Annotated in this window: 21 protein-coding genes; 2 read left to right on the forward strand and 19 right to left on the reverse strand. The window is 70.3% G+C overall.

Annotated elements, in window-relative coordinates; genetic code table 11:
- Window positions 1–339 precede the first annotated feature (339 nt).
- The gene (locus tag VNW53_RS00215; protein WP_325552764.1) at window positions 340–807 is read left to right on the forward strand and encodes a hypothetical protein; all 468 of its coding nucleotides are present in this window, start codon (window positions 340–342) and stop codon (window positions 805–807) included.
- Here the strand turns inward: VNW53_RS00215 and VNW53_RS00220 are convergent.
- The 8 genes from VNW53_RS00220 to VNW53_RS00255 form a co-directional block, all read right to left on the reverse strand.
- Window positions 804–1,595, reverse strand: a complete 792-nt coding sequence (locus VNW53_RS00220) for a dienelactone hydrolase family protein (protein ID WP_325552813.1) — start codon at window positions 1,593–1,595, stop codon at window positions 804–806. The genes VNW53_RS00215 and VNW53_RS00220 overlap by 4 nt on opposite strands.
- 36 nt (window positions 1,596–1,631) lie before the next feature.
- Window positions 1,632–2,135 carry a DUF2939 domain-containing protein gene (locus VNW53_RS00225; RefSeq protein WP_325552765.1) on the reverse strand — a complete coding sequence of 168 codons (504 nt, stop codon included), beginning with the start codon at window positions 2,133–2,135 and terminating at the stop codon, window positions 1,632–1,634.
- A gap of 160 nt (window positions 2,136–2,295) precedes the next feature.
- Window positions 2,296–2,763 carry a hypothetical protein gene (locus VNW53_RS00230; RefSeq protein ID WP_325552767.1) on the reverse strand — a complete coding sequence of 156 codons (468 nt, stop codon included), beginning with the start codon at window positions 2,761–2,763 and terminating at the stop codon, window positions 2,296–2,298.
- Between the two features lie 183 nt (window positions 2,764–2,946).
- The gene (gene infB, locus VNW53_RS00235) at window positions 2,947–5,943 is read right to left on the reverse strand and encodes a translation initiation factor IF-2 (RefSeq protein WP_325552769.1); all 2,997 of its coding nucleotides are present in this window, start codon (window positions 5,941–5,943) and stop codon (window positions 2,947–2,949) included.
- Window positions 5,944–6,089: 146 nt separating this feature from the next.
- Window positions 6,090–6,737, reverse strand: coding sequence for an RNA-binding protein (locus tag VNW53_RS00240; protein ID WP_325552771.1), 648 nt, complete (start codon window positions 6,735–6,737; stop codon window positions 6,090–6,092).
- A gap of 157 nt (window positions 6,738–6,894) precedes the next feature.
- Entirely contained in the window at window positions 6,895–8,592 is a 1,698-nt protein-coding gene (gene nusA, locus VNW53_RS00245; protein WP_325552772.1) for a transcription termination factor NusA, read from the reverse strand.
- 12 nt (window positions 8,593–8,604) lie between these two features.
- Window positions 8,605–9,153 carry a ribosome maturation factor RimP gene (rimP, locus tag VNW53_RS00250; protein WP_325552774.1) on the reverse strand — a complete coding sequence of 183 codons (549 nt, stop codon included), beginning with the start codon at window positions 9,151–9,153 and terminating at the stop codon, window positions 8,605–8,607.
- A 436-nt stretch (window positions 9,154–9,589) separates the two neighbouring features.
- Complete coding sequence (locus VNW53_RS00255; RefSeq protein ID WP_325552775.1) at window positions 9,590–10,165, reverse strand: NADPH-dependent FMN reductase; 576 nt, start codon at window positions 10,163–10,165, stop codon at window positions 9,590–9,592.
- A gap of 108 nt (window positions 10,166–10,273) precedes the next feature.
- Here VNW53_RS00255 and ppa point away from each other — a divergent pair, with 108 nt between their 5' ends.
- The gene (gene ppa / locus VNW53_RS00260) at window positions 10,274–10,807 is read left to right on the forward strand and encodes an inorganic diphosphatase (RefSeq protein WP_325552777.1); all 534 of its coding nucleotides are present in this window, start codon (window positions 10,274–10,276) and stop codon (window positions 10,805–10,807) included.
- On the opposite strand, the gene trmB is transcribed toward ppa, so the two are convergent.
- From trmB to tsaB, 11 genes are all read right to left on the reverse strand, one after another.
- Window positions 10,804–11,478 carry a tRNA (guanosine(46)-N7)-methyltransferase TrmB gene (trmB, locus tag VNW53_RS00265; RefSeq protein WP_325552778.1) on the reverse strand — a complete coding sequence of 225 codons (675 nt, stop codon included), beginning with the start codon at window positions 11,476–11,478 and terminating at the stop codon, window positions 10,804–10,806. The two genes, ppa and trmB, sit on opposite strands and share 4 nt — an antisense overlap.
- A gap of 147 nt (window positions 11,479–11,625) precedes the next feature.
- Window positions 11,626–12,846, reverse strand: coding sequence for a methionine adenosyltransferase (gene metK / locus VNW53_RS00270; protein WP_325552779.1), 1,221 nt, complete (start codon window positions 12,844–12,846; stop codon window positions 11,626–11,628).
- Window positions 12,847–12,980: 134 nt separating this feature from the next.
- Window positions 12,981–13,403 (reverse strand): helix-turn-helix domain-containing protein, encoded by a 423-nt coding sequence (locus VNW53_RS00275; RefSeq protein ID WP_414693225.1) that lies wholly within the window; start codon window positions 13,401–13,403, stop codon window positions 12,981–12,983.
- A 54-nt stretch (window positions 13,404–13,457) separates the two neighbouring features.
- Window positions 13,458–15,047: an apolipoprotein N-acyltransferase gene (gene lnt / locus VNW53_RS00280; RefSeq protein WP_325552782.1), complete on the reverse strand. Its 1,590-nt coding sequence runs from the start codon at window positions 15,045–15,047 to the stop codon at window positions 13,458–13,460.
- An 8-nt stretch (window positions 15,048–15,055) separates the two neighbouring features.
- Entirely contained in the window at window positions 15,056–15,979 is a 924-nt protein-coding gene (locus VNW53_RS00285) for a hemolysin family protein (RefSeq protein ID WP_325552783.1), read from the reverse strand.
- The gene (ybeY, locus tag VNW53_RS00290; RefSeq protein WP_325552785.1) at window positions 15,954–16,439 is read right to left on the reverse strand and encodes an rRNA maturation RNase YbeY; all 486 of its coding nucleotides are present in this window, start codon (window positions 16,437–16,439) and stop codon (window positions 15,954–15,956) included. Before ybeY ends, VNW53_RS00285 begins: the two co-directional genes overlap by 26 nt.
- Window positions 16,436–17,401, reverse strand: coding sequence for a PhoH family protein (locus tag VNW53_RS00295; RefSeq protein WP_325552786.1), 966 nt, complete (start codon window positions 17,399–17,401; stop codon window positions 16,436–16,438). Before VNW53_RS00295 ends, ybeY begins: the two co-directional genes overlap by 4 nt.
- Window positions 17,398–18,780 carry a tRNA (N6-isopentenyl adenosine(37)-C2)-methylthiotransferase MiaB gene (gene miaB, locus VNW53_RS00300; RefSeq protein ID WP_325552814.1) on the reverse strand — a complete coding sequence of 461 codons (1,383 nt, stop codon included), beginning with the start codon at window positions 18,778–18,780 and terminating at the stop codon, window positions 17,398–17,400. Before miaB ends, VNW53_RS00295 begins: the two co-directional genes overlap by 4 nt.
- Window positions 18,781–18,966: 186 nt before the next feature.
- Window positions 18,967–19,341 (reverse strand): Fur family transcriptional regulator, encoded by a 375-nt coding sequence (locus VNW53_RS00305; protein WP_325552815.1) that lies wholly within the window; start codon window positions 19,339–19,341, stop codon window positions 18,967–18,969.
- 77 nt (window positions 19,342–19,418) lie between these two features.
- Complete coding sequence (locus VNW53_RS00310) at window positions 19,419–19,841, reverse strand: GNAT family N-acetyltransferase (RefSeq protein WP_325552788.1); 423 nt, start codon at window positions 19,839–19,841, stop codon at window positions 19,419–19,421.
- A 35-nt stretch (window positions 19,842–19,876) separates the two neighbouring features.
- On the reverse strand, window positions 19,877–20,503 hold the full coding sequence (tsaB, locus tag VNW53_RS00315) for a tRNA (adenosine(37)-N6)-threonylcarbamoyltransferase complex dimerization subunit type 1 TsaB (RefSeq protein ID WP_325552816.1): 627 nt from the start codon (window positions 20,501–20,503) through the stop codon (window positions 19,877–19,879).
- Between the last annotated feature and the right edge of the window lie 14 nt (window positions 20,504–20,517).

Raw genomic sequence — 20,517 nt, forward strand, 5'->3', positions numbered from 1 at the left:
GCGCGGCTTGTTCGGCAGCAGGGGCTCGATCAGCCGCCACTCCACTTCGCTCAGATCGTATCGCGCCATCCCAGGCTCCTTTCGGAAGCCTTGAATCAAGCGTCGACCTCAGCCGCAACCTTTATGGGTTCAGAACCTAGGCCCTGTCCCGGCTGACTTGGATCGAGTCAGCCGTGAAAGAACAGGGTCGTCACCCATATCTGGAGCCTTGCCCATTCAGGTTGAATCAACCTGAATGGGCAAGGCTCCAGGAAGGCGATGCAGCTAGGTTGCGCCAGCGCACAGCAGCCGCTAAGCGCTATTGCGAACGATTCGCAGCAATGCGCTTGGGAGATTATCTTGGCGAGACCGAAGACCGCGCGGGCCAACCCGGCCCTGCGCCTGGCGTTCATCCGGCAGTTGCACGTCTATGTCAGCGTCTTCGTCGCCCCCAGCCTGATCTTCTTCGCCCTGACGGGGGCGTTGCAGACGTTCCGCATCCCCGACCTCGCGGCCTCGCCGGCGCTGATCCAGAAACTGGCGCGGGTGCACAAGGACGATGTCTTCGCCGTCAAGCCGGCCCGGCCCAAGCGGGCGAACCCCGCCGGCCACGACAAGCCCGCCCTGCCGAAGCCGCCGCAGGCCGAGCCGCCGCCGAAGGCCTCCACCGAGACGCTGAAGTGGTTCTTTGCGGCCGTGTCGGCGGCGATTGCGGCGACCACCCTCTTCGGCCTCTGGATGGCGCTGGCCTACAGCAAGCGCAGGCCGGTCATCTGGGCCCTGCTGATCGCAGGCGCCGCGGCGCCGATGCTGATCCTGGCGTTTTAGGCGCCGGTCCGTTCCCTGAAGAAATCGATCACCCGCATCTCGGCGGCCTTGGACGGGCCGTCGGGCTTCAGGTGCAGGGTCAGGACCGAGTGAGGCGGGATGTCGGCGGGCGCGGCGTCCTCGTCGCTGAGTTCGATGGTCTCGACGCGGTGGCCGAATTCGCGCTTCAGGGTGGCGAAGCGCGCGTCGGGGACCAGTACGTCGCTCCTGTAGCGCAGCGCGAGCATCGTCAGATCCTCCGCCTCGAAGCGCTGCCTGGCGCAGGCGATTTCCCGGGGCGACGCATCCAGGCCCGCGGCGCGCCGCCTCGACCCCGCGGCGATGGGCATGGAGGGCTGCGACAGCACCGGGGCGACCACCGAGGGCTCGGTCATCATCGCCAGGGCGAAGCCGCCGGTGAAGCACATGCCGACGGCGCCCACGCCCTTGCCGCCGCATTCGGCGTGGGCCGAGCGGGCCAGCGCCCGCAGCCACTCGACGATCGGGCTCGACGACCGGGTCGACCAGACGTGGAACTCGCGGCGGATGCAGATCGCGCCCAGCATCGAGGTCATGGCGTAGCCGCGGCTCACCGGCTTGCCCGGCGTGCCGAACAGGCTGGGGCAAAAGACCGTCATCCCGGCCTCGGCCACGTGGTCGGCGAACCGGACCACCAGCGGATGCAGGCCCGGTATCTCGTGGATGACGATCACCGCGGGGCCGGAGCCCTTGCGGTAGACGGGCCGCGTATAGGGCCCGTCCGTGAACTCGAACTTCTCGTAGCCCTCGAGCGCCGCGTCGTAAGCCATTCCGGTCCCCGCCAACTGCAGCGTGACCTTAGGCAATCACAGCTTCAGGCGCAGCATCGATGAATCGCCCTCGAAGCTGGTCAGCTTCCAGACGCCGGCTTCCTTGGTGAAGACCAGCAGGCAGGGGCCGTCCTTCTTCTGGGTCGCGCAGACCCGGCCGTCCGGCAGGGTCTTCAGGGCCTGGGAAATGGCGATGGGCCCGGGGATCTGCGTGTCGGCGCGGTAGCCGTAGTGCTCGGCCACCATGCGGAAGGTCTTGGGCTGCACCAGGAGTTGGTCGGCGAGGTCCAGAGTCTGGGGGCCCAGGAGCGCGGCCAGGCCCTTCAGCTTCTTGTTCGTGCTGAGCTGCTCCTCGATCTTGGTCTGCAGCTCGGCCTTCAGGGCCTGGTGGTCGACGTGGGCGTCGAAGGCGGCGCTGTCGTTGTCGCGGATGGAGATCAGCAGGGCGTGGACGTCGTTGGCCGCGCCGAGCTTCTGCGCCGTGGCGCAGGCGGCCAGGGCGAGGCCGGCCACGACAACGGCGAAGAGGGGCTTGCGCATGATCGAGCCTTCCTGAGGGTGACCCATGTTAGCCCGCGAAGACGGCCACATCACGGCTTCGATCTCATGGCCGGACTTTGCCGGCGCTTCAAGCTCGCCTGGACCCTGTCTGGAGCCCTTCTTGCCCAGTCAGGTTGATTCAGCCTGACTGGGAAGGGCTCTAGCCGCGGCCCAACAGCGCCCGGGCCCAGAGCGCGATCGGCAGGCCGATGACGAACATATGGCCGCAGACCTCCTCGACGAACTGGACGCCCTTGGGCGCGCTGGGCGGGGCGTGGGACAGCGGCACCACCACGAAATGCATCACGACGTAGATGCAGATCCCGAACAGCGGGCCGGCGATCCAGGCCATCCGGCGCAGGACCGGAAACCGCAGGGAGGCGCCGACGAAGATCGCCGCGGCCACGATCAGGATCGCGTAGTGCGAGGCGACGCCGATCGCGTCGACGATCGGCGGCATGGACTTGACCGCATCCCCATACCAGCCGCGGGCGATGGCCTTGGCCACCCCGCTGGCTGGGCCGTGGTAGATCAGCATGGCGGCGAAGAAGTCGAAGGTGGCGGCCATGAAGCCGCCGCCCAGGATGGCGGCCAGCGCCATGCCGGGCGTCTTGGCTGTTGAAGTCATGATTGTTTTCCCGTTCGGGCGGGACGCTTTCACGGAATTCCGCGAGCGGCAAAGCTTGGCGGCGGAAAATCGACCAGCGGTCGCCGGGCCGCCACGAACGGACCGGCCGGCGGCGGCGGGGCAAGAAAAAGCCCCGGAGGATTGCGCCTCCGGGGCCTGGTTCGTTCGGATCGACGCGCTGGCTTAGAGCGAGCGCTTCACTTCCTCGAGGCTGAAGCACTCGATGGTGTCGCCCGGCTTGATGTCCTGGAAGCCGGCGAAGGCCATACCGCACTCCTGGCCCGACTGGACCTCGTTGACCTCGTCCTTGAAGCGCTTGAGCGTCTGGAGCGTGCCGAGTTCGAGGACCACGATGTCGGCGCGGACGATCCGCACCCGCGCGCCCTTGCGGACCACGCCTTCGGTGACCCGGCAACCGGCGACGCGGCCGATCTTCGAGATGTCGAAGGCCTGCAGGACCTCGGCGTTGCCGAGGAAGGTTTCCCGCTGGATCGGGGCCAGCATGCCCGAGAGCACGCCTTTGATGTCGTCCAGCAGGTCGTAGATGATCGCGTAGTAGCGGATCTCCACGCCCTCGCGCTCGGCCAGGTCGCGGGCCTGTTTCGAGGCGCGGACGTTGAAGCCGATGATCGCCGAGCCGGCGCCCTTGGCCAGCATAACGTCGCTTTCGCTGATGGCGCCGGCGCCCGACAGGATGATCCGCGCGCGGACCTCGTCGGTGCCGATCTTCTCGAGGCTGCCGATGATGGCCTCCACCGAGCCCTGCACGTCGGCCTTGATGACCAGCGGCAGCTCCGACGCTTTCTTGTCGGTGATCTTCGACATCATCTCGGCCAGCGAGTTGCCTTGGGCCGGCGCGCCGGCCTTTTCGCGCTTCACGCGGACGCGGTAGGCGGTCAGCTCGCGGGCGCGGGCTTCGTTCTCGACCACGGCGAAGGGATCGCCGGGAGCGGGCGTGCCGTCGAGGCCGAGGACTTCCACCGGCACGGAAGGTCCGGCTTCCGTCACCTGCTCCTCGCGCTCGTTGAGCAGGGCGCGGACCTTGCCCCAATGGTCGCCGGCCACGACGATGTCGCCGCGGCGAAGCGTGCCGCGCTTGACCAGCACCGTCGAGACGGCGCCGCGCCCGCGGTCCAGCTTGGCCTCGATCACCACGCCGTCGGCGATGCGGTCGGGGTTGGCCTTCAGGTCGAGGACCTCGGCCTGCAGCAGGATGGCTTCCAGCAGGTTGTCGAGGCCGGTCTTCTCCTTGGCGGAGACTTCCACCGCCTGGGTGTCGCCGCCCAGGCTTTCCACGACGATCTCGTGCTGCAGCAGTTCGTTGATCACCCGCGTCGGGTCGGCGCCGGGCTTGTCCATCTTGTTGATGGCCACGATGATCGGCGCGCCGGCGGCCTTGGCGTGATTGATGGCCTCGATGGTCTGGGGCATCACCCCGTCGTCCGCCGCCACCACCAGCACCACGATGTCGGTCACCGTCGCGCCGCGCATCCGCATGGCGGAGAAGGCGGCGTGGCCGGGGGTGTCCAGGAAGGTGACCCGCTGGCCGTCCTCCAGGCGCACCTGATAGGCGCCGATGTGCTGGGTGATGCCGCCGTGCTCGCCCGACACCACATCGCTGGCGCGCAGCGCGTCCAGCAGGCTGGTCTTGCCGTGGTCGACGTGGCCCATGACGGTCACGACCGGCGGCCGTGGCAGCAGGTGGTCGTCCACGTCCTCGGCGCCGATGAAGCCCTCTTCGACGTCGGATTCGGAAACGCGCTTCACCGTATGGCCGAACTCGGTGGCCACCAGCTCGGCGGTGTCGTTGTCGATGACGTCGTTGATCTTCAGCATCACGCCCTGACGCATCAGGAACTTGATGATCTCCGCGCCGCGGATCGCCATGCGGTTGGCGAGCTCGCTGACCGTGATGACGTCGGGGATCACCACTTCGCGGGCCGCGCGGGCCTGCTCCTGGGCGCCGCCCTTGCGCTTTTCCCGTTCGCGTTCGCGCGCCCGGCGGACCGAGGCGAGGGAGCGCATCCGGTCGACGGCGCCCTCGTCGTCACCGGCCACGGCCTGGATGGTCAGGCGGCCTTCGCGGCGCTGCGGGGCGCCCTTGGCGCGGGAGATGGCCTTCGACGGCGCGGCCTCGCGGCGGCGGTCGTCGTCGTCGGGACGGCGGTCCATGGCCGCGCCGCCGGGCCGCGGGGCCTGACGCGCAGCGCGCTGGATCTCGGGCGTGGCGGGCGGAGCGGCGGGGCCGATGCGCGGGCCGCCGGGCCCACGCGGGCCGCCGGGACCGCCCGGACGGGGGCCGGCCGGACGGGGGCCGGCCGGACGCGGGGCGAGCGCCGAATAGCGGACCGTATCGCCGGTCGGCGCCGGGCGCGGGCCGCGATCGTCGTCGCGGCGCGGCGGGCCGCGATCGTCACGAGCCGGGCGGCGGTCGTCGTCGGGACGCGGGGCGCGCTGGTTGAAGCTGGCGCCTTCGAACCGCGAGGGGCTCGGCCGGTAGGTGGTGGTGCTGGCCCGGTCGTCGCGGCGTTCGGCCGAGGGCTGGTAGGTGCGGGTCTGGCCGGGACCGGCCGGAGCGCTGGGACGCGGCGCGGCCGGCGCTTGCGCCGCAGGCGCGGCGGCGACCGGAGCGGCCGGGACCGGGGCCGGCGGCGGCGGCGCGGCTGGGATCGGCGCGGGCGTGGGCGCTTCAGCCACGGGCGGCGCCGCGGCGACTGGCGCGGCGGGAGCAGCCGGGGCCGCGGCGGGCGGCGGAACAGCGGGGGCCGCAGGCTGAGCGGCGGCGCGGGCCGCGGCGTCGGCGCGGGCGCGTTCCTCCGCGGCGCGGCGCTCGGCGGCCTGGCGTTCCTGGGCCGCGTCGATGGCCCGCTGGCGGGCGGCGCGTTCCTCGGCCGAGAGGCCGTCGTTCGGCGCGCCCGCGGGACGGGGGGCCGACGGCGGCGCGGCGGGGCGCGGTTCGAACAGGCGCTTTTCGGCGGACGAGGGCGCAGCGAGGTTGCCGCCGCCCGGCACGTGGGTGCGGGCGCGCTTGGTCTCGACGACCACCGTCTTCGAACGGCCGTGGCTGAAGCTCTGCTTCACCGTGCCGGCGCTGACCGATCCGGCCCCGCGGGGCTTCAGGGTCAGAGGCTGGCGCCCGCCCGGAGGGGGGTTACGGCCGTTGTTGTTCTCGTCGCTCATGCGCTCGCTTTACTCGTCAGCCGGCAAATCCGGCCAAAGGATCGATTATCAACCCGGAGCATCCCGTGGGATGCGCCTGATCTCTCATTTGCGGATCTCGCTTTGCGAAATCACGCGGAAGCGGCGGGACAATGTCCCGTTCGCCTCTAAGGCTCCTCGCGCCAACTCTCAGGAAGGAGCGGGCAAAAGCCCGACAGCCGAAGAGCGTCCTGCGCCCAACGATCGGCGGCTCGCCCCGCAAGGAAGGCGGTGTGTATCACATTCTCCGCGCCTAAGGCCAAACCCAATTCCTCCGCGCTGAACAGGCCGAAGACCGGCGTCGGCGGAGCTTGTTTGCGAGTCTTGCCCCAGAGCTTGCGGCGGCCGTCCGCAGCGCCGTCGGACGCCTCGATCAGCCAAGCGGCCCGGCCCGCGTCGATCGCGGCCGAAACCTTTTCGAATCCAGAGGTAAGCTCGCCGGCCCGCCGCGCAAGCCCCAGCCCCGACAAAAGCCGGCGCTTCAGAAGCGATTCCACCTGGTCGGCGAGGTCCGGCGGGGCCACGAGCTTGGCCTTGGCGGCGCGGGCGAAGAGGCCCTTCTTCGCCGCGGTCTCCACCGAGGCGCGGTCGGCGGCGACCCACAGGCCCCGGCCCGGTAGCTTGCGCGCCAGGTCCGGCGTCACGAAGCCCTCCGGCCCCGCGACGAAACGGATCAGGCCCGCCTCGTCCGTCACCTGGCCGCTGACGATGTCCCGCCGCTCACGCGCCGCGGCGGCGAGGGTCTGAGGCCTGGGATCAGATGTTTGATGCTCCACGAGTCACAACCTCATCCCGCTCATCCCCGCGAAAGCGGGGACCCAGGCTTTTTTCGTTGCTGCAGATTGAGGGGCAGCACCGATGAGGTTGAAGGTCGGAAACACAAAAACTCCTGGGTCCCCGCTTTCGCGGGGCTGAGCGGTTGGGGGGTTGGCCTTACGCGTCGCGGGCTTCGCCCTCGAGTTCGGCTTCGGCGAAGGCCTCGGTTTCCTCGATGGCCTCTTCCTCCGGCTCGGGTTCCGGCTCCGGCGGGGCCTCGACCCAGCCCATGGCGACGCGGGCGCGCATGATCAGGGCCTCGGCGTCCTGCGGCTCGAGGCCGAAGGTTTCGAGGATGCCCGGCTCGCGGACCCGCTCGCCGTTCTTGGTCTCGAACCAGCCGCGCAGGTCGTCGGGCACCAGGTCGGCCAGGTTCTCGACGGTCTTCACGTCGCCCTCGCCCAGGGCGACGGCGATCGGCAGGGTGACCCCTTCGATCTCCAGCAGGGCGTCCTCGACGCCCAGCTCCACGCGCTTGGCGTCGAGTTCGGCGGCGATCTTGTCCAGGAAGTCGGTGGCGCGGGCCTGGATCTCGGCCCCGGTATCCTCGTCGAAGCCCTCGATGGAAGCGATCTCCGAGACGTCGACGTAGGCCACGTCTTCCACCGTGGCGAAGCCTTCGGTGACCAGCAACTGGGCGATCACCTCGTCCACGTCCAGGGCTTCCTGGAAGAGGGCGGTGCGCTCGGCGAACTCACGCTGGCGGCGCTCGCTCTCCTGGCTCTCGGTCATGATGTCGATCTGCCAGCCGGTCAGTTGGCTCGCGAGCCTTACGTTCTGGCCGCGGCGGCCGATGGCGAGGCTGAGCTGCTCGTCCGGCACCACCACCTCGACGCGCTCGTCCTCCTCGTCCATGACGACCTTGGAGACTTCGGCCGGGGCCAGGGCGTTGACGATGAAGGTCGCCTCGTCCGGGCTCCACTGGATGATGTCGATCTTCTCGCCCTGCAGCTCGGCGACCACGGCCTGGACGCGGCTGCCGCGCATGCCGACGCAGGCCCCGACCGGGTCGATGGAGCTGTCGTTAGAGACCACCGCCATCTTGGCGCGGCTGCCCGGGTCGCGGGCCACGGCGCGGATCTCGATGACCCCGTCGTAGACCTCCGGCACTTCCTGGGCGAACAGCTTGGCCATGAAGCCGCCGTGCGCGCGGGAAAGCAGGATCTGCGGGCCCTTGGTCTCGCGCCGGACGTCGTAGATGTAGCAGCGGATCCGGTCGCCGATGTTGAAGTTCTCGCGCGGGATCGACTGGTCGCGCCGGGCGATGCCCTCGCCGCGGCCCAGGTCGACGACAATGTTGCCGTATTCGACCCGCTTGACCGTGCCGTTGACGATCTCGCCCACGCGGTCCTTGTACTCCTCGTACTGGCGCTCGCGCTCGGCCTCGCGGACCTTTCCGGTCACCACCTGGCGGGCCATCTGGGTCTGCACCCGGCCGAACTCGAAGGGCGGCAGCACCTCTTCGTAGGTCTTGCCGATGGCGGCGTCCTTGTCGGTGCGCTTGGCGTCGGACAGGCGGATGATGCCCACCGGCTCGTCCGCCGGGACCTCCTCGCCTTCCTCGTTGACGACGGTGCCGAAGGTGGCGTCGTCGGCGACCACGGTCTGGACCCGCTTGACCACGACCTCGCCGGTCTTCTGGTCGATGTTGACGCGGATGTCGTGCTCGGCGCCGTAGCGGGCGCGGGCGCCCTTCTGGATCGCCTCTTCGATCGCCTCGATGACGATCTCGCGGTCGATGGACTTTTCGCGCGCGACCGCGTCGGCGATCTGCAGCAGCTCAAGCCGGTTGGCGGAAATGCCGGTCAGGCTCATGGGATGTCCCTCTTAGTCGGAAGTCTGTTGTTGGGATTCGGATTGCAGGCGGGCCGCGCGAACCTCGGCGCCCCGCTTCATGAGTCGATCGGTGAGGACCAGCTTGGCCTCGGAAATCCAGGAGAACGGGATGAGGGCGGTGTCTTCCTCGCCCTCGATGTCGAACGCCACCTGGCCCTCGTCGACGCCGGCCAGCACGCCCTTGAAGCGCTTGCGCCCCTCGGCCAGCCGGTCGAGCTCGATGCGGGCCAGATGACCCTCATAGGTCTCGAAGTCCTCCAGCCGGGTGAGCGGCCGGTCGACGCCGGGCGAGGAGACCTCCAGGGTGTATTCCCCGGCGATCGGGTCGGCGGCGTCCATGATCTCGGAGATCGCGCGGCTCAATCGCGCACAGTCCTCGACGTTCATGTCGCCGTCGGACGGCCGTTCGGCCATGATCTGCAGCCGGCGCGCATGCTCGCCGCCCATCAGCCGCAGGCGCACGATGGCGTAGCCGGCCACTTCGGCCACGGGGTCGAGCAGCTCCAGCAGGTTCAGGTCTTCGGCGGTCTTCCCACGCATGGGCTTCGGCCTGGCTCCGGCAAAGAAAAAAGCGGCCGGGCCGGAGCCCGCCGCTCGTAGGCGCCATACAGCGCAAACGGACGATGTTGACGGGAATATAGGCGGTTAGGAGGCGTTTGTCAGCCCTGTTGAGTCGAGGGGCGGTTTGCGGGGCGGCCGGGCGAAGCCCGGTCCTTGAGAAGCCGAGGCCCCAATGCAAACTGGCCGCCATGAGATTTAAGCCGCATTCCGACCGTGACCCTCCTCTCCCCCGAGGCGAAGCCCGAGAGGGAGAGGATAAAGGAGAGGGCGGCGGAGGGTTTTCCGAGCGCGCTCCGGGCGGATCGATGTCCCGCCAGGGCCACGGGTTCACCGCCTGTGATCCGTCGAGCGTCGCGCCGCCCTCTCCTTTATCCTCTCCCTCTCCGCTTCGCGGGGGGAGAGGGAGCGGCCGCCCCTACCCCGCCCTGAACCTCAGCGTCCAGGCCCGGAAGGCCTCCAGGTACGCGCCCAGGAACTTGGCCGTGCCCTCGTCGGTCAGGCGGCCCTCGGCGTCGAACTTCTCGTGCGCGCGGGCGACCAGGACCTCCGGCTGGGGCATGCAGAAGGAGTTGGTGAACTCGAAGGCCTGGCGCAACTGGCTCTGGCCCCGCGCGCTGCCGGTCATGCCGGGCGAGGCGCCGATGATCCCCACCGGCTTGCCGCCCAGCGGCGCGTCGCGCGGCGGCCGCGAGGCCCAGTCGAGCGCGTTCTTCATCACGCCCGGGACGCCGTGATTGTACTCCGGCGTCACGAAGAGGACGCTGTCGGCGGCGCGGATCGCGGCCTTCATCGCCGCGACGCCCTCAGGGTCGCCGCCCGCCTCGACGTCGCCGTTGTAGAGCGGCACCTCCAGCAGGTCGAAGGCCTCGATGGTCATGCCCGCCGGCGCCAGGGCCTGGACGGCGCGCAGCAGGGCGCGGTTGTAGGAGCCCTGGCGCAGGCTTCCCGCCAGGCCGACGACGCGAACGGGGGTCGAAGTGGGTTGCGACAAGGGCGCCTCCGGAATTTACCCCAATTATGCGCCCCCGCCGGGCTTACGGTCGAGCCGGATTGGCCTTAAAGACCCCACCCTGCTTCCTCCCCAGAAGGCCAACTCCCCATGGACCTGTCCAAGATTCCCGTCGGCGTGAACCCGCCCTACGACGTCAACGCCATCATCGAGATCCCGCAGGGCGGCGAGCCGGTGAAATACGAGATGGACAAGGCCTCGGGCGCCATCTTCGTCGACCGCTTCCTGCACACGGCGATGTTCTATCCGGGCAACTACGGCTTCATCCCGCACACCCTGGCCGACGACGGCGATCCCATGGACATCATGGTGGTGGGGCCGACGCCGGTGGTGCCGGGCGCGGTGATCCGCTGCCGGCCGATCGGGACCCTGATGATGACCGACGAAGCCGGCGGCGACGAGAAGGTGCTGGCCGTGCCGGTGGACGCCCTGCACCCCTTCTACAAGGGCGTCGAAAGCTGGCGCGGCCTGCCGGTGATCCTCACCGAGCAGATCGCCCACTTCTTCCAGCACTACAAGGACCTGGAAAAGGGCAAGTCGGTGAACATCAAGGGCTGGGCCGACCCCGAGCAGACCGCCGACCTGATCCGCGCCTCGATCGAGCGGGCGAAGGCGGCCGGCTAGGTTCTGACGAAATCCAGGAACACCGGGGCGCAGTCGCCCAGGCGCTTTTCCTCGTAGCGGGTGGTGATGTGGTCGGCAGGCGGGGTGCGCCAGTCGTCCGCGCGCTCGGCCGTCCAGCGGAAGGCGGGGTCGGCGGTGAGCCGCAGCAGGCTCCAGTCCACGTAGTCGGCCCAGTCGCTGGCGAAGCGCAAGGCGCCGCCCGGCTTCAGCAGGCGGGCGAACTCGGCGACCGTCTCGGCCTGGACGATGCGGCGCTTGTTGTGGCGCGTCTTCGGCCAGGGGTCGGGGAACAGCACGAAGATCCGCGCCAGGCAGGCGTCGGGCAGTCGCGCCATCAGGTCGCGGGCGTCGCCGTCGTGGACGCGCACATTGGCCAGCCCCGCCTCGTCGATGTGGCGAAGCGCGCTGGCGACTCCGTTCTGGAACGGCTCGGCGCCCAGGATCAGGACGTCGGGGCGGCGCGCGGCCTGGGCGGCCATGTGCTCGCCGCCGCCGAAGCCGATCTCCAGCCAGGCCTCGGCCCCGGCGGGCGTCAGCGCGCGCGGGTCGAACGGCTCCGCCGGCGGGCGCAGCGACGGCAGCAGGGTCTCCATCAGCGCGGCCTGCCGCGGCTTGATGGCGCGCGTCTTCAGGCGGCCGTAGGAACGCAGCGGCGGGTGGGATTCAGCCATGAAATACCCCTCCGCTCATCCCGGCGAAGACCGGGACCCAGATGGCGAGCGCCCACGTGGGCTCCAGACGCGCAGAGCCTTATCCAAACCGCCTCTGAGCTACGAGTCTGGGTCCCGGTCTTCGCCGGGATGAGCGGGCTTTGAGTCCTACGCCAGCTTCTTCAGCTCTTCCGCCAGGTCGGGGCGTTCCCAGGAGAAGCCGCCTTCGTTGTCGGGCTGGCGGCCGAAGTGGCCATAGGCCGCGGTGCGCGCGTAGATCGGGCGGTTGAGCTGCAGGTGCTCGCGGATGGCGCGCGGCGTCGCGCCGCCGATCAACTGCGGCAGGGCCACTTCCAGCTTGGCGGGATCGATCTCGCCGGTGTTGTGCAGGTCGACGTAGAAGCTGAGCGGCTGGGCCACGCCGATCGCATAGCTGATCTGGATGGTGCACTTCTTGGCCAGGCCCGCGGCGACCACGTTCTTGGCCAGGTAGCGGCAGGCGTAGGCCGCCGAGCGGTCGACCTTGGTCGGGTCCTTGCCGGAGAAGGCGCCGCCGCCGTGCGGGGCCGCGCCGCCGTAGGTGTCGACGATGATCTTGCGCCCGGTGAGCCCGGCGTCGCCGTCCGGTCCGCCGATCTCGAAACGGCCGGTCGGATTGACGTGCCACTTGGTCTTCCGCGTGATCAGGCCGGCCGGGAAGACCGCTTCCACGTAGGGGCGGATCGCGGCCTCGATGCGCTTGGGCGTCGCCGAATGCAGGCCGATGCGCTTCTTGTGCTGGGTCGAGACGACGATCTGCAGCACCTCAACGGGACGGCCGTCCTCATAGCGCAGGGTGACCTGGCTCTTGGCGTCGGGCTCCAGCACCGCGCATTCGCCGGAGTGGCGAACCTCGGCCAGCTTCCGCAGGATGTCGTGGCTGTACTGCAGGGTGGCCGGCATCAGCGACGGGGTCTCGTCGCAGGCGTAGCCGAACATGATCCCCTGGTCGCCCGCGCCCTCGTCCTTCTTGTCGTTGGCGTCGACGCCCTGGGCGATGTGGGCAGACTGCGGGTGCAGGTGGCAGGCGTACTTGGCCTTGGCCCAGTGGAAGCCCTTCTGCTCGTAGCCGATGTCCTTGATCGCCTGGCGCACCTTGGGCTCCAGCGATTTCACGATGTCGCGGGTGAGCGCCTTGTTCTCGGCCTTCGAGCCGCCCGGACGGCCGGCGCGGACCTCGCCGGCCAGCACGATGCGGTTGGTGGTGACCAGGGTCTCGCAGGCCACCCGCGCCTCCGGCTCCACGCTCAGGAAGGCGTCGACGACGGTGTCGGAGATGCGGTCGGCCACCTTGTCGGGATGGCCTTCGGAGACGCTTTCGGACGTGAAGATGTAGTTGGAACGGCTCAAGGCGCTCTGGCTCCGCTGACGGGCCGCCCGTGCAGGGCCGCCCGGAATGAGGTCGGCAAGCCTATAAAGATATCTTTATGTCCCGCCAAGCGCGCGTTTCGCGGCTTGGTTAAGCGACAGCCCCGCCTGCGGCCTCAGGAGTCGACGGGATCGGGCTCGCCGGCCATGGCGCGGACCAGGTCCAGCACCTTGCGGCGCACGCGGCTCTTGGTGATCTTCGGGAACAGCGAGGCCAGCTCGATGCCCTCCGGCGTCATCAGGAAATCCTGCATGGTTTCGCGCGGGATGTTGGAGCCGGCGGCCTCGAGGCTGTCGCCCAGGCCTTCGTAGAAATAGCTGATGGAGGTGGAGAGCGCGCGGCTCATCTCCCAGAGCTTGGACGCGCTCACCCGGTTGGCGGCGCGCTCGTACTTCTGCACCTGCTGGAAAGTCAGGCCGATGGACTCGGCCAGGCGCTCCTGGCTGATCCCCAGTTCCTTGCGACGCATTCTTATTCGCAGACCAACGTGTCGGTCTATGGGGTTCGGGCCTAGTGTGGCCTCTCCGGGCTTGTCCATTCAGCTCTCGTTGAAACGTCGCCGGACAAGCGGAGCGCCGGGCGTGCTCGAAATCTAAGGGCCGCCGACAACTTGCGGTCTGCGCCTAAAATAGGCCAAGGCGGCCAAGCCAGACAATAGAAGCATGCCCCCAAAGTAACTATCTCCCGCGCGGGAAAAGGCTGTGATTTCAATGGCAGGCGGCAGGGGTGCGTCAATAACCCCCAGGTCGCCGAGACCCAGGCGCGCGCCTGGCCGGGTCCGTCCGTAGGCGTCTATGATCGCCGAGACCCCCGTCGGCGTGGCCCGAACGATGGGCAGGCCCTCCTCGATGGCGCGGTAGCTGGCGATGTTGAGGTGCTGCAGCGGCCCGGAGCCCTGGCCGAACCAGGCGTCGTTGGAGATGTTCAGGATCCAGGCCGGGCGGAGGCCCGCGCGCGCCGCCCCGGACCGTGTGACGCCCGGAAACAGGGCCTCGTAGCAGATCAGCACCTGGACGGCCGGCATCCCCCAGGGGGCGATGGGCTGGGACGGGCCGCCGGCCGTGAAGTCGTCGGGCATGTGGACCAGGCTACGGAAGCCGATCCGGGTCGCGAAATCGGCGGCGGGCATATATTCGCCGAACGGCACCAGGTGGTGCTTGTCGTAGACGCCGGTGACGCGCAGGGCGTCGGCCTCGCGGCGGAAGGCGACCAGGCTGTTGTAGTAGCGGGTGACGCCGTCGCGGCCCGCCTCGGCGCGGTTGGCGCCCATCAGCAGGGTCTGGCCGGGCGACAGCACGTCGCGCAGCAGGGGGGCATAGGGCGAGCCCGGCGCCACCAGCTCGTCGATCACCGCCGGCAGGGCGCCCTCCGGCCAGATGACGATGGCCGGCTGGACAATCGCCGGGCGCTTGGTGAGGCCGGCGTAGGTGTCGAAGACCAGCCTGAGGTTCTCGGGCTTCCACTTGTCCTTCTGGTCGATGTCGGCCTGCACGACGCGGACCACGGGCGCGCCGGGCAAGGGCTCCGGGGCCATCTCCAGCCGGTGGAAGCCGTAGCCGTAGAGGCCGGCTAGTCCCGCCGCCGCCAGGACCAGGGCGGTCGCCCGGTCGCGCCAGCCGACCGGCTGGACCAGGACGGCGGGCGCCGCGGCGATGGCCAGCGTGATCCAGGTCAGGCCATAGGCGCCCGCCAGGGCGGCGGCCTGGGAGGGCGCGGAGCCGGCGGCCCAGGTCTCGCCGGGCAGGTCCCAGGGAAAGCCGGTGAACACATGGCCGCGCAGCCACTCGAAGGCCGCCAGGGCGCCCGCGAACACCAGCACGCCCGCCGCGCCCCTGGCCTTCGACGCCCGGTGGAGCAGGGCCGCCGCGCCCCAGAAGGCCGCCAGACCGCCGGCCATCAGCACCAGGGCGAAGGGGGCCATCCAGCCCTGCTCCTTGGCGTCGACCATGAAGGGCTCGGTGATCCACCAGACCCCGACCGCGAAATAGCCGACGCCCGCCAGCCAGCCGCGGAAGAAGGCCGAGCGCAGCGGTCGCGGCCCATCCGCGCCGATCACCGCCAGCAGGAGCGCATAGCCCAGCAGGCCGGGCAGCACCCCGAACGGCGGATGGGCGAACCCGGCGGCCAGCCCGGCCACGAGGGCGAGCGCCCTGAGCGCCCACGGATTGCGCCAGTTCAGCAACCGCGGCCTCAGGCGTGGGACTGGACGGCCGGGGCGGCGTGCCGGCGGACGCGGACGCGCTTCACCCGGCGCGGATCGGCGGACAGCACCTCCAGGGCGAAGCCGCCGGGATGGTCGACCACCTCGCGCCGCTGCGGCACGCGGCCGGCCAGCGCATTGACCAGCCCGGCGACGGTGTCGATCTCCTCGTCGAGGTCGGGCGGCGCCAGGTCGATGCCGCCGCCGATCGCGGCCTCCAGGTCCTCCAGCGGGGTGCGGCCGTCGACCACCCAGCCCACGCCGTCCTGGACGATGGGCGGATGGCCATCCTCGGCGGCGTCGTCGTGCTCGTCGGAGATCTCGCCCACCAGGGTCTCCAGCAGGTCCTCCAGGGTGACCAGGCCGTCGGTGCCGCCGAACTCGTCGATCACCAGGGCCATGTGGGTCTGTTTCGCGCGCATCTGGCCGAGCAGCTCGGAGGCGCGCATGGAGGCCGGCACATAGAGCACGGGGCGCACCAGGTTGTGGCGGCCGGACAGCACCTGGTCGGTGGGCCGTGGCTTGCGGGTCTTGCGGGCCAGCAGCTTGAAGACGTCCTTGACGTGGACCACGCCCACCGGCTCGTCGAGGGTCTCGCGATAGACCGGCATGCGGCTGTGCTCGGCCTCCACGAAGCGGGCGACCAGTTCGGCGAAGGCGCAGCTACGGTCGATGGCCACGATGTCGGCGCGCGGCTTCATCACGTCCTCGACCCGCAGGTCCTGGAAGGCGCGCGCCTGGCTGACCAGTTCGCCGGTGGCGGCGATCATCGCCGGCTCGGGCGGCGCGACGTCGGTCTGCGAGGGGCGGCTGCGGAAGCGGTCGAACAGCGAAAGCACGCCGCGGGTCCTGGCATGGGCGTGCGACAGCGCCGGAGGTTGGGCCGCGTCAGGCGCTGGGGCGGGGTCGGTCATGGTCTCCCTCCCCGGCCGCGTAGGGATCGGGGATCCCCAACCCGGCCAGGACCGCGCGCTCCAGCCCTTCCATCTCGAAGGCCTCGGCGTCGCTGATATGGTCGTATCCTAGAAGGTGCAGCACCCCATGCGCCACCAGATGCTGCAGATGATGTGCGAGCGGCTTGCCCTGTTCGGCCGCTTCGCGCGCACAGACGCCGTAGGCCAGGGCGATATCGCCCAGGAAACGCTCAGGATTGGTAGGGGCCGGGAAGGACAGGACGTTGGTCGGCTTGTCCTGGCCGCGGAAGCGGGCGTTCAGGTCGCGCAGCGTCTCGTCGTCGGTGAGCAGCAGGGTCACGCCCTCGCCGACCGCGCCCTCGGAGGCCAGGGTGGCCTCGGCGGCCGCCAGCACCAGGGCCTCGGCGTGGGCCAGGGCCGACGTCCAGGCCGCATCCTCGATCTCGATGTCGGGCGTCAAGTCGACGGCCCTGGTCCGGGCCGGGCGGCCTTGGCGGCGTCGGCGTCGTAGGCGCGCACGATCCGCTCGACCAGCGGATGGCGCACCACGTCCTCGGCCGTGAAGCGGGTGACCGCGACGCCCTTGACGCCGTCCAGCAGGCCGACGGCGTGAGCCAGGCCCGAGTCGCGCAGGTTCACCAGGTCGATCTGGGTCGGGTCGCCGGTCACCACCATGCGCGCGCCCTCGCCCAGGCGGGTCAGCACCATCTTCATCTGCAGGCGGGTGGCGTTCTGGGCCTCGTCGACGATGATGAAGGCGTGCGCCAGGGTGCGGCCGCGCAGGAAGGCGATGGGGGCGACCTCGATCTCGCCCTTCTCGCGGCGGCGGCGAAGCTGCTCGGCGCCCAGGATGTCGGTCAGCGCCTCCCAGACGGGCGCCATGTAGGGGTCGACCTTCTCGGTGAGGTCGCCCGGCAGGAACCCCAGCCGCTCCCCGGCCTCGACGGCGGGGCGGCTGACGATCAGCCGGTCGACCTCGCCGCGCAGCAGCAGGCCGGCCCCGTGGGCCACCGCCAGGAAGGTCTTGCCCGTGCCGGCGGGGCCGAGGCCGAACACCAGCTCGCAGCGGCCGAGCGCCTGCAGATATTCCGCCTGGGTCTTGGTCTTGGGCGCCACCTGGCCGCGGCGGCCGACCGGCAAGCCGCCGGCGCCCGGCGCGCCGGAGCGGGCGTTGCCGATGGCCACGCGCACATCGGCCTCGGAGATGTCGAGGCCCTGGTCGGCGCGTTCGGCGATGGCGTGGACGGCCTTCTTGGCCGCGGTCCGGCCCTTGGCGTCGCCGCTCAGCGAAACCCCGCCGCCGGGAGTCTCCACCAGGACGTCGAAAGCGTCCTCGATCAGGGCCGCGTGGCGGGAGTTGGCGCCGGCCACCGCACGGGCGGCGACGTCTGACAGGGTGATGAATTCGGGCGCGCGGCTCAAGCGGGCTCCAGCTCCCCAGAAACGTCATCCGACACGAGCGCGCCGGCCAGGCTCATCCGGGCCGATCCCTCGATCCGAACCGGAACGATTCTGCCGATCAAGCGATCCGGCGCGGTGGCGTGGACGGCCTGCAGATAGGGGCTTCGCCCGATAAGCTGGCCGGGATGGCGGCCGGGGCGCTCGAACAGCACCGGCAGGACCTTGCCCACCTGGCCGGCGTTGAAGGCGCGCGCCTGTTCGTCCAGCAGGGCGTTCAGCCGCGCCAGCCGCTCGTCCTTCACCGCCTCGTCCACCTGGCCCGGCATGGCGGCGGCCGGCGTGCCGGGACGGCGCGAATATTTGAAGGTGAAGGCGGTGGCGTAGTTCACCTCGCGCACGAGGGCGAGCGTCGCCTCGAAGTCGCTGTCCCGCTCGCCGGGGAAGCCCACGATGAAGTCGCCGCTGATCGCCATGTCCGGCCGGCTGCCGCGGATCCGCTCGATCAGGCGGACGTAGCTCTCGGCGGTGTGCGACCGGTTCATGGCCTTCAGGATGCGGTCGGAGCCGGACTGCACCGGCAGGTGCAGATAGGGCATCAGGGCGTCCAGTTCGCCATGCGCGGCGATCAGCGCCTCGTCCATGTCGCGCGGGTGGCTGGTGGTGTAGCGGATGCGGTCGAGGCCCGGGATCGCCGCCAGCCGGCGCACAAGCGCGGCGAGCCCACCTTCGCCGGCATAGGCGTTGACGTTCTGGCCCAGCAGGGTGACCTCCCGCACGCCCTGGGCGGCCAGGTCGCGGGCCTCGGCCTCGATGGTCTCGGGCGAGCGGGACCACTCCCCGCCGCGCGTGTAGGGGACCACGCAGAAGGTGCAGAACTTGTCGCAGCCCTCCTGCACGGTCAGGAACGCGGTGACGCCATGGGCCGTGCGGCCGACCGGCCCCAGCGCGTCGAACTTCTCGTCGGCGGCGAAGTCGGCGCTGAGCCGCTCGCCCCGGGCGCGGTGCGACCGCGCGATCAGCTCCGGCAGTTGGTGATAGGCCTGCGGGCCCACGACCAGGTCCACCGCGGGCTGGCGGCGCATGATCTCCTCGCCCTCGGCCTGGGCGACGCAGCCGGCGACGGCGATGATCATCCGCGAGCCACCCTCGGCCACCCGCTCGTCGCGCATCTCCTTCAGCTTGCCGAGCTCGGAATAGACCTTCTCGGTGGCCTTCTCGCGGATGTGGCAGGTGTTCAGCACCACCAGGTCGGCTTCGTCCGGCGTGTCGCTGAGCGCGTAGCCCAGCGGCGACAGCACATCGGCCATCCGCTCGCTGTCATAGACGTTCATCTGACAGCCGTAGGTCTTGATGAAGAGGCGCTTGGAGGGCGCCCCCTTTGTGGGTGTCTGGCCGGACATGGCTGGGGTTATGGGGTTGGCGGGGGCGCTCTGCAACATCCCTCCTCTTTAGGGGAGGGTGGACGAGGCGGAGCCTCGGACGGGTGGGGGTCTGTGGGTCAAGCTGAGAGTCTGCCGCCTGAGCGCGACTTCCCCACCCTGGCCGCTACGCGGCCTGTCCCTCCCCTAAAGAGGAGGGATGAGCGCTCACTTCTCCTCGATCGGCATGCCGTAGAGTTCCAGCCGGTGATCCACGAGCCTGTAGCCGAGCTTCCGCGCGATGGCTTCCTGCAGGGCCTCGATCTCGGCGTCGACGAATTCCACGACCTGGCCGGTCTTCATGTCGATCAGGTGGTCGTGGTGCTGATCGGGGTGCTCCTCGTAGCGGGAGCGGCCGTCGCGGAAGTCGTGGCGGGTGATGATCCCGGCCTCGTCGAACAGGCGCACGGTCCGGTAGACGGTGGCGATGGAGATGTGCGGGTCGATGCCGTGGGCGCGGCGATGCAGCTCCTCGACATCGGGATGGTCGTGCGCCTCGGACAGCACGCGGGCGATCACCCGGCGCTGCTCGGTCATGCGCATGCCCTTCTCGATACAGAGCTTTTCGATGCGGTCCGACACGAGGGCTCCCCAACTCCCAGTTCCCAGCCAGGATAGGTCTAAGCGGCGGCGGCGCCCAGGTCGAGGCGCATCACCAGGGCGTCGGTGAATCCCGCGGGCCTTCGGTCATAGTAGGCCTTGCGCAGGCCGGCCTGGCGAAAGCCCGCCGCGTCGTAGAGGGCGATGGCCGCGGAATTGTCCACCGCCACCTCCAGGAAAGCCTCCGCCGCACCGAGGTCGCGGGCGGCGGGCATGGCCACAGCCAGCAGGGCGCGGGCGACGCCGCGGCGCCGGGCGGCGGCGGCCACGCCGAGGGTGAGGACCTCCACCTCGCCGGCCGCGACGCGGCAGAGGATGACCCCCAGCGGCGTCTCGTCCGGCCCGGCGGCCAGGAAGCCGTAGATCCCCTCGCCGTCCAGCAGGTCCTCGAATTCGTCGTCGCGCCAGGGCTTGTCGAAGGCTTCGGCGTGGACTTGCGCCATGGCTTCGCATTCGGCCGGCGTTGAACGGATCAGCCTCATGCCGGCAGCTTGGCGTCCGGGGCGCGCAGGTAGAGGGGCTTCAGGGGGCCCCCGGCGCGGGCGGCGGCCAGGCGCGCCACGTCGCGGGCGTCGGCCCCCTCGGCGGAGACCACCGTCGCTGAGGGCGCGAAGTCGGCCAGCAGGGCGGCGCCCGACCCGACCAGGGTGAAGGGGCGGCCCTGGGACAGCTCGGCGATCCGCGCGGCAGCCACCTCGGCCGTGAGCGCGTCGGGGGCCATCAGGGCGGCGCCGCCGTCGAAGGCCTGCAGGTAGAGCTGGCCGCGGCGGGCGTCGATGGCGGGGAAGACCAGGCCTGAGGCCTGCGCCGCCAGGGCCTCCAGCGCGCCCACGCCCACCGCCGGGCGGTCGAGCGCGAGCGCCAGGCCCTTGGCGAAGGCGATGCCGACCCGCAGGCCGGTGAAGGAGCCCGGCCCCACCGTTACGGCGATTCGGTCGAGGCGATCGAAGGCCAGGCCCGCTTGCGCCATCACCTCGCGCGCCATGGGGGCCAGCCGCTCCTGGTGCCCGCGGGCCATGACCTCGCGCGCCGACGCCAGCACGCGCCCGCCATCGAGCACGGCGACCGAGCAGCTTGAAAGGCAGGTATCGAGCCCGAGGACGATCATCCCTTCGGGTT

Source organism: Phenylobacterium sp. (assembly GCF_035569475.1).
In the GTDB taxonomy this organism is placed as follows: Bacteria; Pseudomonadota; Alphaproteobacteria; order Caulobacterales; family Caulobacteraceae; genus Phenylobacterium.

What these genes read in the sequence shown, in the direction of transcription:
- VNW53_RS00220 (WP_325552813.1), bottom strand. Translation starts at nt 1,595, where the DNA reads ATGGCTTACGACGCGGCGCTCGAGGGCTACGAGAAGTTCGAGTTCACG.
- VNW53_RS00225 (WP_325552765.1), bottom strand. Translation starts at nt 2,135, where the DNA reads ATGCGCAAGCCCCTCTTCGCCGTTGTCGTGGCCGGCCTCGCCCTGGCC.
- VNW53_RS00230 (WP_325552767.1), bottom strand. Translation starts at nt 2,763, where the DNA reads ATGACTTCAACAGCCAAGACGCCCGGCATGGCGCTGGCCGCCATCCTG.
- infB (WP_325552769.1), bottom strand. Translation starts at nt 5,943, where the DNA reads ATGAGCGACGAGAACAACAACGGCCGTAACCCCCCTCCGGGCGGGCGC.
- nusA (WP_325552772.1), bottom strand. Translation starts at nt 8,592, where the DNA reads ATGAGCCTGACCGGCATTTCCGCCAACCGGCTTGAGCTGCTGCAGATC.
- rimP (WP_325552774.1), bottom strand. Translation starts at nt 9,153, where the DNA reads ATGCGTGGGAAGACCGCCGAAGACCTGAACCTGCTGGAGCTGCTCGAC.
- ppa (WP_325552777.1), top strand. Translation starts at nt 10,274, where the DNA reads ATGGACCTGTCCAAGATTCCCGTCGGCGTGAACCCGCCCTACGACGTC.
- trmB (WP_325552778.1), bottom strand. Translation starts at nt 11,478, where the DNA reads ATGGCTGAATCCCACCCGCCGCTGCGTTCCTACGGCCGCCTGAAGACG.
- VNW53_RS00275 (WP_414693225.1), bottom strand. Translation starts at nt 13,403, where the DNA reads ATGGACAAGCCCGGAGAGGCCACACTAGGCCCGAACCCCATAGACCGA.
- VNW53_RS00285 (WP_325552783.1), bottom strand. Translation starts at nt 15,979, where the DNA reads ATGACCGACCCCGCCCCAGCGCCTGACGCGGCCCAACCTCCGGCGCTG.
- miaB (WP_325552814.1), bottom strand. Translation starts at nt 18,780, where the DNA reads ATGTCCGGCCAGACACCCACAAAGGGGGCGCCCTCCAAGCGCCTCTTC.
- VNW53_RS00305 (WP_325552815.1), bottom strand. Translation starts at nt 19,341, where the DNA reads ATGCGCATGACCGAGCAGCGCCGGGTGATCGCCCGCGTGCTGTCCGAG.
- VNW53_RS00310 (WP_325552788.1), bottom strand. Translation starts at nt 19,841, where the DNA reads ATGGCGCAAGTCCACGCCGAAGCCTTCGACAAGCCCTGGCGCGACGAC.